This window comes from Pseudoduganella sp. SL102 (assembly GCF_027856995.1).
Classification (GTDB): domain Bacteria; phylum Pseudomonadota; class Gammaproteobacteria; order Burkholderiales; family Burkholderiaceae_D; genus Rugamonas; species Rugamonas albidiflava.
This window is the reverse complement of record NZ_CP115554.1, coordinates 2,692,696-2,705,810: the sequence shown is the minus strand read 5'-3', so window position 1 is coordinate 2,705,810 and position 13,115 is coordinate 2,692,696. Positions and strand designations below refer to the sequence as shown.

Annotated in this window: 8 protein-coding genes and 1 tRNA gene; 2 read left to right on the top strand and 7 right to left on the bottom strand. The window is 66.5% G+C overall.

Annotated features, from left to right (window positions below; all coding sequences use genetic code 11):
* Nucleotides 1-8 precede the first annotated feature (8 nt).
* The 5 genes from OU994_RS11580 to OU994_RS11560 form a co-directional block, all read right to left on the bottom strand.
* Nucleotides 9-902: an ABC transporter permease gene (locus OU994_RS11580; protein ID WP_373922584.1), complete on the bottom strand. Its 894-nt coding sequence runs from the start codon at nucleotides 900-902 to the stop codon at nucleotides 9-11.
* Nucleotides 902-1,960 (bottom strand): ABC transporter permease, encoded by a 1,059-nt coding sequence (locus OU994_RS11575; RefSeq protein ID WP_281610848.1) that lies wholly within the window; start codon nucleotides 1,958-1,960, stop codon nucleotides 902-904. The genes OU994_RS11580 and OU994_RS11575 overlap by 1 nt, the downstream gene beginning before the upstream one ends.
* A gap of 22 nt (nucleotides 1,961-1,982) precedes the next feature.
* Entirely contained in the window at nucleotides 1,983-3,647 is a 1,665-nt protein-coding gene (locus OU994_RS11570; protein ID WP_281610847.1) for an ABC transporter substrate-binding protein, read from the bottom strand.
* A 9-nt stretch (nucleotides 3,648-3,656) separates the two neighbouring features.
* Complete coding sequence (locus tag OU994_RS11565; RefSeq protein WP_281610846.1) at nucleotides 3,657-4,811, bottom strand: mandelate racemase family protein; 1,155 nt, start codon at nucleotides 4,809-4,811, stop codon at nucleotides 3,657-3,659.
* A gap of 174 nt (nucleotides 4,812-4,985) precedes the next feature.
* Nucleotides 4,986-7,772 carry a TonB-dependent siderophore receptor gene (locus OU994_RS11560; protein WP_281610845.1) on the bottom strand — a complete coding sequence of 929 codons (2,787 nt, stop codon included), beginning with the start codon at nucleotides 7,770-7,772 and terminating at the stop codon, nucleotides 4,986-4,988.
* 168 nt (nucleotides 7,773-7,940) lie between these two features.
* On the opposite strand from OU994_RS11560, the gene OU994_RS11555 reads away from it, so the two are divergent.
* On the top strand, nucleotides 7,941-8,678 hold the full coding sequence (locus OU994_RS11555) for a FadR/GntR family transcriptional regulator (protein ID WP_281610844.1): 738 nt from the start codon (nucleotides 7,941-7,943) through the stop codon (nucleotides 8,676-8,678).
* A gap of 774 nt (nucleotides 8,679-9,452) precedes the next feature.
* Here OU994_RS11555 and OU994_RS11550 read toward each other — a convergent pair.
* A tRNA-Ser gene (locus OU994_RS11550) sits at nucleotides 9,453-9,542 on the bottom strand.
* A gap of 312 nt (nucleotides 9,543-9,854) precedes the next feature.
* Here OU994_RS11550 and OU994_RS11545 point away from each other — a divergent pair.
* The gene (locus OU994_RS11545; protein WP_281610843.1) at nucleotides 9,855-10,439 is read left to right on the top strand and encodes a sigma-70 family RNA polymerase sigma factor; all 585 of its coding nucleotides are present in this window, start codon (nucleotides 9,855-9,857) and stop codon (nucleotides 10,437-10,439) included.
* Here OU994_RS11545 and OU994_RS11540 read toward each other — a convergent pair.
* The gene (locus OU994_RS11540; protein WP_281610842.1) at nucleotides 10,388-12,526 is read right to left on the bottom strand and encodes a TonB-dependent siderophore receptor; all 2,139 of its coding nucleotides are present in this window, start codon (nucleotides 12,524-12,526) and stop codon (nucleotides 10,388-10,390) included. The two genes, OU994_RS11545 and OU994_RS11540, sit on opposite strands and share 52 nt — an antisense overlap.
* Nucleotides 12,527-13,115: the final 589 nt, after the last annotated feature.

The window sequence follows — 13,115 nt, the reverse complement described above, 5'->3', positions numbered from 1 at the left end:
CGTTCCTTTCAGCTGCGGGGATCGAACATGTCGCGCAGGCCATCGCCCAGCAGGTTGAAGGCGAGGCTGACCAGCATCACCGCCGCACCCGGCATGGCCACCAGCCACCAGCACTCCATCATGTAGCGCCGCCCGGCCGAGATCATGGCGCCCCACTCCGGCGACGGCGGCTGCGCGCCGAGGCCCAGGAAACCCAGGCCGGCGGCGGTGAGGATGATGCTGGCCATGTTCATGGTCAGCCGCACCAGCACCGACGACAGGCACAGTGGCGCGATATGGCGCAGCAGGATGCGCAGCGGCGAGGCGCCCTGCAGCTGCACGGCCGCCACGAAGTCGGCCTTGCGCAGCGAGCGTGTCTCGGCGCGCGCCAGCCGCGCGATCGGCGGCCAGGCAGTCAGGGCGATGGCGATCACCGCATGCTCCAGGCCCGGGCCCAGCGCCGCCACGAAGGCCAGCGCCAGCACCAGGCTGGGGAAGGAGATGAAGATGTCCGTCACGCGCATGAACAGCGCATCGACCCAGCCGCCGAAGTAGCCCGAAACGGTGCCGATGGCCAGCCCGACCGGGCCGACCACCACCGTCACCAGGCCCACGATGTACAGCGTGGTGCGGGCGCCGTAGACCAGGCGGCTGAAGCAGTCGCGCCCGTACTCGTCGGTGCCGAACCAGTGCGCGGCGCCGGGTGGCTGCAATGCCTGCGACAGGTCCTGCAGCAGGGGGTTGTGGGTGGCCAGCCACGGCGCGCCGCAGGCCACCGCCACCAGCAGCAGGATGACCACCACGCCGGCCAGCGTCATGGGGTTGTGCAGCAGGTGGGCCATGGCGCGGCGCAGGGCCTGGCGGCGGGCGGGCATGGGAGCGGTCATCAGTGCGGCGGAAGGCATCAGGGTGGAAGTGGTCATCAGTGCATCCTCGGGTCGAAGACCTGGTACAGGAGGTCGGAAAGGAGATTGAGGCCGACGAAGATGATGCCGACCACCAGCACGCATCCCATCACCGCGCTCATGTCGCCCAGCAGCATGCTGTTGGTCAGGTACTGGCCGAAGCCGGGCCACGCGAACACGGTTTCGATCAGCACCGCGCCTTCGAGCAGGCCGCCGTAGGCCAGCGCCACGATGGTCAGCAGCTGCACGCGGATATTGCGGAAGGCATGGCCCCAGATGACGCGCGATTCCGGCAAGCCCTTGACGCGCGCCGTCAGGATGTATTCCTGCGACAGCTGGGCCAGCATGAAGCTGCGCGTCATGCGGCTGATGTACGCCATCGAATGCAGGCCGAGGATCCCGGCCGGCAGCATCAGGTGGCGCACGCTGTTGCCGAACGCCTGCCAGTTGCCGGCCAGCGCGCTGTCGACCAGCATCAGGCCCGTGACGGGCGGCAGCACGCCATCGAATTCGAGGTCGATGCGCCCCGAACCGCCGGCCCAGCCCAGCCAGGCGTAGAACACCAGCAGCCCCATCATGCCGAACCAGAATACCGGGGTGGAATAGCCGGTCAGGCTCAGCACGCGCACCGCGTTGTCCTGCCAGCGGCCGCGGTGGCTGGCGGCCAGCACGCCCAGCGGCACGCCGGCCAGCGTGCCGAGCACGATGGCGAAGGTCGCCAGTTCCAGCGTGGCCGGGAACACGCGCGCGATATCGGCGCTGACGGCGTTCCCGGTCAGCAGCGAGGTGCCCAGGTTGCCGTGCGCCAGTTCGTTGAGGTAGCGGCCGAACTGCACCCACAGCGGCTGGTCGAGGCCCAGCTGGACCGCCACCTGCTGGTAGGTCGACGCATCGGCATCCGGGCCGACGATGGACAGCACCGGGTCGATCGGCATCACGCGGCCGACGAAGAAGGTCAGCGCCAGCAGGCCGAACAGCGTGACCAGGGTACTCAGCAAGCGCGCCCGCTGGGCGCCGGCGCGTGCCCATACAGTTGACAATGAGGTGGCCAACGAGGTGGCCAATGAGGTGGACATGGTGTCTCCTGTCGGGCCGCGCTCAGTCCTTGTAGACATCGCGCAGGTGGGTGGTGGCGGATGGATGGCCGACATAGCCGTGCACGCGCTTGCTCAAGACGACGGTTTCCTGCATCTGCGCGATGGGCTGGATGGCCCCCACTTCGCTGTCGTACAGCTGCTGCACTTCGCGGTACATCGCATTCTGCCGCGCTTCATCGGGTTCGCGCACGGCTTCCTCGATGAGCCGGTTGATGGCCGGGCTGTGGAAGCCGGTGCGCCAGCCCTGGAAGTTGGTGAGCCGGGCGGCATCGCTGTTGTCCGGGTTGTACACCAGGGCGCGCAGGTTGGCGTGCGGATGCGGCTCCACGCCGCCGCCGCCGCGCCCGACCACGATATCGAACTTGCGGTCGCGCATGGCGCCATACACCTGGTTGCCGGTACCGGACAGGATTTCGGCCTCGATGCCGGCCAGGGCCAGCGTGGCCTGCAGCGACGTGGCGATGTTGATCAGCGGCGGATCGGACAACACCCGGATGGTGGTGCGGAAGCCTTGCGGGTAACCCGCTTCGGCCAGCAGCCGGCGGGCGCGCGCCACGTCGAGCCGGTAGCCGGGGTCGGGCAACGCCGCCGCCAGCCCGATCATCACCGGGCGCTGGTGCGCCACCCCGTAGTTCGGCATGATGGCCTTGTTGATGCCGTCGTAGTCGATCAGGCTGCGCAGCGCCAGGCGCACGCGGCGGTCGGCGAAACGGCGGTTCTTCATGCTGAGCGCCACGTAGTACGAGGTACCGCGCAGCACCGGCTGCACCACCACGCTGGCGTCGTGCTTGAGCGCCTCGATATCCGGCCCGGCCATGCCGGCGGCCAGGTCGACATCGCCGCGCGTGATCATGAAGCGCAGCGACAGCGATTCCGGCACATGGCGCATGACCACCCGGCGCAGCCTGGCCGGCCCGCGCCAGTAGCCGTTGAAACGGTCCAGCAGCATGGCGTCCTTGGCGCGCCATTCCGTCAGCGAGAACGGGCCCGAGCCCGCCGCGTGCGTGAGCAGCCAGGCCGCACCCAGGTCGCCGTTGCGCTCGTGCGCCAGCACCGCATCGCGGTCCAGGATGGCCGCGCTGACCGAGGTGGCCAGCGTGTACAGCACCATCTTCGGATCGGTCGGCTCGGGGAAGTCGATGCGCAGCGTGCGCGCATCGAGCGCGCGGATCATGCGCGGCGCATTGGCGGCGCTGAAGCCGTAGCTCTTCCATGGCGAGGCCATGGCGAGATTGAGCTTCAGCACCCGGTGCAGCGACCATGCCGCGTCCTCCGCGGTCAGCGGGCGGCCGGACTGGAAGCGCACACCCTGGCGCAGCGTCAGCGTCAGGCTGCGGCGGTCGTCGCCGAAGGCCCACGATTCGGCCAGTGCAGGCTTCACGCTGGCCAGGTCGCGCGGATCGAGTTCGACCAGGTAGTCGTACAGGTTGGCCACCACGCCCAGCACGTCGTTGCCGGTGGCGCCGGCCGGATCGATCGACAGCAGGTTGTTCATGTTCATGCCGATCACCAGCTGGTCGCGCGGCGTGGCGGCCTGCGCCGGCGGCGAGGACAGGAGCGCAAGCAGGAGCGCGAGCATCAACCCGAACATCAGCACGGGCACAAGCGCGAGCATGCCCGCCAGCCGTCCGGCGCCGCGCATGGAGGAGATTCGTGCAAAGCTCATGGGCGCGCCCTAGTAGGATTGCACGGTGTTGGCGTCGATGTACTCGAAGTCGATGTCCTCGCCCAGGCCCGGCTCCTGGGACAGGTGCACGAAGCCGTCGGCGTCCATCGGATCGGGCAGGCGGTGCAGGTAGGCCGGCGGCACATCGTAGTCGAGGAAGGGATGCAGCAGGCCGCGCTCGTACCAGCGGCAGTTCTTGATCGCCGCCACCACCGTCAGGTTGGCCGCGCCGTTGCCATGCACCTCGCAGTCCATGCCGAAGGCGTCCGCCAGCGCCGCCACCTTCATGGTCGGCGTGATGCCCCCTACTCCCGGCACGCCGGCGCGCAGGATGTCGCAGGCGCCGGCCTGCACCCAGTCGGCGCGGCTGTGGTGCTTGCCGGAGATGGTTTCCGGGCCGACGATCGGTATGTCGAGCTGGTTGGCCAGCCAGGCGTAGGATGCGATGCTCTGCTCGTTCATCATTTCCTCGAACCAGGCGTAATCGAGCTTTTCCAGGGCGCGGCCGATGGCCAGCGCTTCGCCGCGGCTGTACCAGTGATAGCCGTCCAGCATCAGCGCGATATCGGGGCCGACCGCCTCGCGCACCGCCGCGCAAGCCTTGATGTCCATGGCCGGGCTGGGCGCGAACGATACCGGTGGCATCCAGGTATGCACCTTGATCGCCTTGTAGCCGCGCGCCACCAGCTTTTCCGCGAAGGCGGCATATTCCTCGGGCGTGGACAAGCCCCCTTCCAGTTCGTCGCCGCACATCGTGCTGCCGTAGGCCGGCACCTTGTCGCGGTAGCCGCCCAGCAGCTTGTACACCGGCACGCCCAGCGCGCGGCCGGCCAGGTCCCACAGCGCCTGTTCCACCACCGCCAGTGCGCGGTCGGTCAGCTGCCCCGCGCTGCCGCGCTGCCAGTGCACCAGGTCCTGCCACAGGCGCTCGCGGTCGAACGGATCCTGCCCGACCAGCACCTTGCGCACATAGGCTTCCAGCACATGGGGACGGACCACCTCGACCGGGCCGAACGCGTAGCCGCGGGCACCATTGTCGGCGGTGATCGTCAGCATGGCCATCTGCACGTTCTTTTCGGGACCGGGATGCGCGTGGCCGGCGCTGTCGACACTGCGCCTGCTCGGATAGTGGAAAACGGTGCCTTGTACACGTTCGATTTTCATGGACTGCCTTTCTGGGAACTCGTAGTGTGGATTCGTTGTTCAGGACTCGTACGTCTGGAACCCGTACTTTGAGCACTCGTACGCCTGGTACTCATATTTTGAGCACTCGACCATTCGGACCCCCTGCATTCAGAACTGCTGCGTTCAGAACTCATACATTCAGAACTCGTACATTCAGAACTCATAGGTCACGCGCGCGTTGTAGGCACGGCCGATGGGGCTGGCGATATTGTTGGCGTACGCGGTGGAATTCGAGTTGGTGACGGGAGGATTCTCGTCGAACAGGTTGCTGATGCCCAGCGATACCTTGACGTGCTTGATGCCCTTGTAGTTGACGGTCATGTTCCACACCGAATAGGGCTCGATATCGCGGTGGAATTGCGCCGGCACGTTGTTCAGGTCGTGATAACCGGTGTTGTAGAACTGGGTCAGCTGGCTGAACCAGTCGCCGCGTTCCCAGGAGAGGCGCAGCGTGTGCTTCCAACGGAACGTGTACGTCGGGCTGGCACTGACATTGCCCGAGCCGACGGAACCGAAGCGGCCCAGGTTGGAGATCCACGGACCATCCTTCTCGGTCTGGTTTTCAAAGCGGGTCACGTAGGTGCCGTCCAGCGCGGCCTTGAACTGCCCGTACGACGCCTTCGGGAACGCATACGACAGCCCCACGTCGATGCCGGCGGTGCGCAGGTCGCCGAGGTTGTCGACCGTGTTCCTCACGTAGGCCAGCGAGCCGTCCGGATTGCGCACGAACAGGTCGGCATACTTCGCGGTGTTGGTGAAGATGGCGTTCTGCGCCAGCTGGCCGATGCTGTCCTTCACGTGGATGTCGTAGTAGTCCAGCATGACCATCAGGTTGCGCACCGGCTCGATCACCACGCCCAGCGTGAGGTTGCGCGAGGTTTCCGGCTGCACTTCCGGATTGCTGCCCTGCTGGATCGGCAAGGCCGTATTGCAGACCAGCAGCGGGTTGGCGCCGGGGACCGCCGTGCCGGTGCCGGCCATGCCCGTCGTGCCCGGGCACAGCACGGGATCGTCCCATTTGCTGGTGGAGAGCGAGGTGGCGCCGGGCAGCCGGTAGCCATACCGGTCGAACAATGTCGGCGCGCGGAAGCCCGTGCTGGCCGAACCGCGGAACATCAGCTGCTTCATGGGCTGCCAGCGGAAGCTGGCCTTGGGATTGCTGGTGCCGCCGAAGTCGGAATAACGGTCGTGGCGTGCCGCCACGTTGAAGCTCAGGTCCGCCGTCACCGGCAGGTCGAGTTCGGCGAACACCGCCGAGATATCGCGGCTGCCCTCCGCATAGCTGGGCAGGCGGTTCTGGTACGGCACGTCGATCACGCCATCGAGCGCGCGGTCGTCGTTCGCGTCGCGGTGGTATTCGGCACCCAGCGCCAGGGTCATGGCGCCGCCGCCCAGCTGCATCAGCTCGCGCGTGAGCGTGAGGTCTGTGCCGTAGTAGCGGTTGGTGGTATGGCGGATCTGGCCGCCGTCCGCCGAGATGCTCTTCAGGTACTCCAGGCCGGCCGCGCTCTGCGTGCCGAACGGATTCAGTACGCCGTTCGCGACGCCCGCCTGCAGCCTGGCGCCGTTCAGGTAGCCCTGCACGAAATACGAATCGCGCTTGCCGCGGCCGTAGATGCCGCCCAGCCGGTAATCCCACTGGCCGATGGTGCCTTCGCCGGTCACCACCACGCGGGTGATTTTCTGCTCGTCCTTCGCGATGGCGGGGCCCAGTTCGGCGACGCTCCACGACACGTTCAGCGGCGAGCCATTGATCCCCGCCATGGCCGGCACGCCGGCGCTGCCGCCCGGATAGTACGGGCTGTCCGGCGTGATGCGCGCCACCGCGCCGTTGAAGCCGACCGTGGTGGTGGGCGGCTTCTGGGTTTCGATATGCTCCTTGGCATGCAGCAGTTCGGCCGTGACCAGGTGGTCGCCGGGCAGCTTGATGCTGCCCTTGGCGAAGAAGTGGGCCTGCGCGTTGGCCGGCAGTGCCAGCACGTAATTGGCATCCTGGATGCACGTGTTGCGGGTGGCCGGCACGGAGTACGGTGGCAGGCAGCCGCTCGCATAGTACGGATTGCCGGTGATGCCCGTGCTGGGCGAGAACACATTGGCGGGCCAGGCATAGGTGCCGCTGGCGGCCTTCGGCGCGATGCCCAGGCTGCCCAGCAGCGCCGGGTTGGTCAGCTCCGGGCGGTCGGCCGATTCCAGCTTGCTGCGCTTGTGCACGTCCACCGTGGCATACACGTTCCAGCCGTCCGCCGCCAGGTCGCCGATGCCGCCCAGCACGCTGACACGGTGTTCGCGGCCGCCGCCCGACGCTTCCGGCCGCACCACCTGCCCGGTCAGTTCCAGCCCCTTGTAGCTGCGCCGGGTCAGGAAGTTGACGACGCCGCCCATGGCATCGGTACCGTAGGTGGACGACGCGCCATCGCGCAGGACCTCGACCCGGTTCAGGGCGCTGATGGGGATCAGGTCGACGTTGACGAAGCCATTGCTGAGCGGCTCGTTGACCATGCGCCGGCCGTTGAGCAGGACCAGCGTGCGGTTGATGCCGATGCCGCGCATGTTCATGTTGGTGCCCGCGCCGGCCGACGAAGGCGCGTTGGTGGCGCTCGAGGGCAGCGATACCGCCAGGTCGGCCACGGTGGTCAGCGCCGCGCTGGCGATGTCGTCGGCCTTCACGGAAGAGACCGGCAGCGCCATTTCCCCGGCCACGCGCTTGATGGTCGAACCCGTGACTTCGACCTTGATGACTTCGCCCGTGGCCGCCGGTGCTGCTTGCTGTGCCGCCGTGGCTTCTGTCGCTTGCTGCGTGGCTTGCGCTGATTCCTGCGTGGCTTGTACGGCTTCCTGTACCGCCTCCTGCGCGGCGGCCTGGCCGGCAACGGCCGCGACCGCCAGCGCGATCGCGCTCAAGGCAAGCCGGCGCGGAACCGGGTGATGGCTGTGATGCATGGTGTCTCCTCCAAAGTTATACGATGGTTGGTCATGCGGCAGGCGCTGCCTGCGGGCGCTGTGCGCCTTGTTTTGTTCTCACTCGGTTGTCGGTCATCTGACATCTTACGGCCAAGTATAATTACGGCATTCAAAAAACGCAATCATGTTTGGAAGCCGATGCCGCCCATGAACAACCACCTGCCACCCCGCCACGCCAAACCCCGCAACCTGGCCCACGCCGTGATCAGCTATGTCACCGACCTGATCCGCGACGGCAGGATCGTCCCAGGGGAAAAAGTGCCGTCGGAGGCGGAGATCATCCAGGCGCTGGGCGTGAGCCGGTCCGTGGTAAGGGAAGCCATGTCGCAGCTGCAGGCGACCGGCATGGTGGAAACGCGGCAGGGCAAGGGCACCTTCGTGCTCGACCGCAGCGTTCAGCCGATGGGGCTGCAGGTGCCGGCGGAGATGCGCCAGCACGATGTGCTGGCCATCCTGGAACTGCGCCTCAGCCTGGAGACCGAGTCAGCCGGCCTGGCGGCGCGGCGCCGCAGCGAGCTGCAGCTGGCGCGCATCCGCGCAGCGCTGGACATCTTCCTGGCCCAATGCGACGAAGGCAGGAACAATGCCGCCAACGATACCGAGTTCCACCTCTCCATCGCCCAGGCCTCCGGCAACACGTATCTGTACGACGTGCTGAGCCACCTGAGCAAGGAGCTGCTGCCGCGCGCACGGGCCCTGCTCAGCGACCTGCCGCGCGATACGCCGGACGTGTTCATCGAGCGCGTGCGGCGCGAACACGAAGATATCTATGGCGCGATCGCGCGCCAGGACGCCGAATCGGCGCGCGCCGCCATGCACACCCACCTGAACAACAGCCGCGAGCGGCTGCGGCGCGCGCTGGAGGCGCACGCGGCGCGGACGTAGGGTGGCGGCCCGGCCGCTGGGCCGGGCAATTCCAGTTTCAGCAGAGTTTAACTTGTCAGACGTCTGATTATTTCGAAAGGCGTTTTTGCGCGATCTGGGTACGATATGGAATGACTTTGCGCTGATCCGGACAAATAAAAACGGCCACCCGCAGGGTAATGCCGTTAAGTTAAGCGTCACCCGACACATTGAAAGCGCACGCATTCACCCCAACGGCGAAGGACTGGGGTCAGACCCGCCGGGTCTGACCCCGGAATTTGCCTTTGGGGTCGGCTTAACTTAACGGCATTAAACCCGCAGGGGTGGCCGTCTTGATGGAGCAGGCGGCACGCAGCGCCAAAGAATGGGCGATTCAGAGAGCCTAGCGCCTGCACGCGCGTCGTCTTCGAATCCCACCCTCTCCGTCCGAACAAATAAAAACGGCCACCCGCAGGGGGCGTTTTTATTTGTTCATGGCGGAGAAATGCAGAAGTGAGGGAACGAGCGCCAGCGCGGAGCGCCGGCGAAGCCGCTGCGCAGCAGCGACAAATGGGCGATTCGGAGAGCCTAGCGCCTGCAGGCGCGTCGTCTTCGAATCCCACCCTCTCCGTCCGAATAAACAAAAACGGCCTTCCGCAGGGAAGGCCGTTTTGATGGAGCAGGCAGCGCGGAGCGCCAAAGAATGGGCGATTCGGAGAGCCTAGCGCCTGCAGGCGCGTCGTCTTCGAATCCCACCCTCTCCGTCCGAACAAATAAAAACGGCCACCCGCAGGGGTGGCCGTTTTTATTTGTTCATGGCGGAGAGGGTGGGATTCGAACCCACGGATGGGTTGCCCCATCGCTTGATTTCGAGTCAAGTACATTCGACCACTCTGCCACCTCTCCTGGGTGGTACATGCAAAACGCTGACTCCGCGTTCGACATTCTTGAGCCGCACAACGCTCGCTGCAACTCGAGAGGCATGATTCTATATCAGCATCGATGTTGCGTCAAATCAAAGAGAGTGCCTGTGCCTGCGGCTGCAAAAGCAGCAGCCATCAATGCGAATACTTCTCATTGTTATTTGAACAAGGGCGGTTTACACTGCCGTCACCTGCTTCCACTACCCGCTCCAGCCACGGCCACCAACCAACGGTGCCCTCGCCAACGGCGCCACTCCTGCGCGCCACGGGCGAAGCCAGGCTCGAGGAGAAACGCTTGGACCCCGAACCGCAGGCTGGCGCCTTGTCGGCTGTCTTCGTTGCGCATCGCGCGCAACTGCTCCGGGTGGCCACCAGGTTCCTGGGAGCGCCGGAGCTGGCCGACGATATCGTCCACGAAGCGTTCATCAGGACGCTCGGCATGGCACGCGGCGGGGCACGGCAGCCGCTGGCATATGCGTGCCAGGTCGTGCGCAACCTGGCGATCGACCACTGCCGGCTCACGGCCAGGGAAGCGCGGCTCTTCGCGGCCGATGGCGACACGCCGGCCGAGCACGCGGGGGCCGGCACGCCCGAATGCATCGCCGCGGCGCGGCAGCACTTGAGCCGCGTGACGGGTGCCCTCGACATGCTGCCTGAACGGACCCGGCACGCCTTCGAGCTGCATCGCCTGGATGGACTCAGCCAGCGCGATGTCGGCTTGCGGCTGGGGGTATCGGCTACGACCGTCAACTTCTGGTGCGCGACGCGCACGCATCCTGCAGGACGGCGCTCGGCCTCGCGTGAGGCAGCACCGCGGCAGCGCTCGCCTTACCAGCGGTACTTCAATGCGCCGCGCACCGAACGCCCCAGGCCGATGTAGCAGCTGTGCGTCGCGAAGCAGGACGCAACGTAGTCCTTGTCGGCGAGGTTGTGCACATTGAGTTCGAGCGCCCAGTTGCCGTGGCCGGCCAATGCGCGCAGGTCGTAGCGAAGCGCGAAGTCGAACAGCGCGAGGCCCTGCACCGTGAACGTGTTGGCCGCATCGCCCTGCGTCTTGCCCGTGTATCGCGCGCCCAGGCCGATGCCCAGTCCGGCGAGCACGCCGCTGCGCACCGAATGGAATGCCCACACCGATGCGGCATGCGCGGGGATCTGCGCACGCCGCTTGCCAAGGTCGGTGCCGTTACTGCGCGTGACCTTGTCGTCCAGCCAGGTATAGGCCGCGGCCAGGTCCAGGTTGCGGCCGAGTTGCGCCTTCGCTTCCAGTTCGATGCCGCGCGTGCGCACCTCGCCGGTCTGGATGCTGAAGCCCGTGTGTTCGGGGTCGCCGGTGGTCATGTTCCGCTGCGTCAGGTCGAACGCCGCCACCGTCGCCAGCAAGCCCGCACCATGGGGCTGGTACTTCACGCCGATTTCGTACTGCCGGCCTTCCATCGGTTCGAACAGCGTGCCATCGAAAGCGCGCCCGCTGACCGGCTCGAACGATTCCGCATAGCTGGCATACGGTGCGAAGCCACTGGCCAGGTTGTAGATGACGCCGACGCGGCCGGTGAACGCGTCGTCGTCCTGCTCCATCCACGCACCCGCCAGGCGGTTCAGCAAGCGGCTGCGCGCATCGTCACGACGGCCGCCGACCAGCACGGAAAGTGCGCCGAAGCGGATCTGGTCCTGCAGGTAAAGACCCAGCTGGCGTCCCGTGACCTCCTCGCTCTGGTAGACCGGCTGGGCGGGAATGGACTGGTGGTGGACCGGGGCAAACAGGTCGATCGCAGGCACGGCGTTGGTACCGAAGTGGCGCACGGCGTCGTTCGTGCGCCGCTGGTAATCCACGCCGGCGAGCAGGGTGTGGCGCGCCGCCCCTGTGTCGAAGCGCCACTCCACCTGGTTATCGAGCGTCGCCGTGCGGGCATCCTCGAAAGCTGCGAAGGCGCTGCGGTTCAGGGTGCGCGCATCGGCAGCCAGTGCTCGCCGGTACACCCATTGCGAATCGAGCTCGTTGCGGCTGTAGCGGAGGTTCTGGCGGAAGACCAGTGTGTCGCTCCAGGCATGGCTGAACAGGTAGCCGATCGCCATCGTCGTGCGATCCCAGTATTCGTAACCCGGCTCGCCGACGCGGATATCGCTGCGCACCCGGCCATGCGGGTTGCCGAACAGCCCGGCGGCGGGAACGATGTTCAGCAGCGTGGCGTCGATCTCGTCGCGCTGCCAGTGCGCCAGCGCGGTCAGTGACGTCCGGCCGTTCGACCAGGACAGCGCCGGGGCCAGCACCCGGCGCTTGCGCCCGCTAGGATCCTGCTGCAGGTCTTCCCGCAGCGCCAGCCCGGTCACCCGGAAGTGGAGCTGCGCACCCAGGCTGCCACCGACGTCGACAGCTCCCTCGGCGCGCGAACGGCTGCCGGCGCCGAGGCGCACTTCGTTGACCACGCCCGGGCCGGGGCGCTTGCTGACCATGTTGACGATACCGCCAGGCTGCGTCTGGCCAAACAGGACGGATGCCGGCCCCTTCACCACCTCCACCCGCTCCAGCAGATAGGGGTCGAGGTTGCCGCCGTCGTAGCCGGTGCCCTGGAGCTTCATGCCGTCAAGGTACTCGTTGAAGGAATAGCCGGCCGTGCCGCCGCCGCCGAAGCCGCGTACGCGAACGCTGTTGCCGCCGAAGAGCGCGGTCTCCCCGGTGGCTCCGACCGAGGCACCAGCGGTATAGGCAACTGCCTCGCCAATGTCGCGGACGCCCCGCACGCTCATTTCCTCGCGCGTTATCACCGATACCGCCTGCGGCGTTTCATGGATGGGCGTATCCGTCTTGGTCGCCGTGCCGCTTCGCGTGGCGACATAGCCCTGTACCGGCTCTTCGCCAGGACTGGCGCCGGTGACGTAGACGGTGGGCAGGACCGTTTCGTGACTACCGGCGGCGGGTGGCTCTTGCGCGTTCGCGCCAGTTGCCGAGAGCGATACGCAAACAAGCATGGCATGACCAGCGAGGCGGCTCGCGCAATGTCGTGGCCGGGATGGGAAGCGGATGTGATCTGGTTTTTTCATGGTGGACAACTGCGGTCTGGACGGTAAGGCCGGCGCACAACGGGCGGCCGGCGTGCTCGCATGGGAGCGGGAGCGCTACTGGCGGATGGCGGGCGCTTCGGATGGCTCCGGCTCTGGTCGGCCGGTGTGGCGCCCTCGCCTCCTGCTTTGCCTTCGGGCGGCGGAGGAACGGCGCTTTGCCTGGCCGCGCGGGTAGGCGCAGGCAGGCAGCTGATCATTAGACGAATGAGGAGGCGGTTTGTTTGGTGGGGCTGTATGCATGGGCGATTCGGAGAGCCCCGCGCTGGTAAGCGCGGGTCTTCGAATCCCACCCTCTCCGTCCGAATAAACAAAAACGGCCTTCCGCAGGGAAGGCCGTTTTGATGGTGCAGGCGGCGCGGAGCGCCAAAGAATGGGCGATTCGGAGAGCCTAGCGCCTGCAGGCGCGTCGTCTTCGAATCCCACCCTCTCCGTCCGAATAAAAAAAACGGCCACCCGCAGGGGTGGCCGTTTTTCTTTATTCATGGCGGAGAGGTGC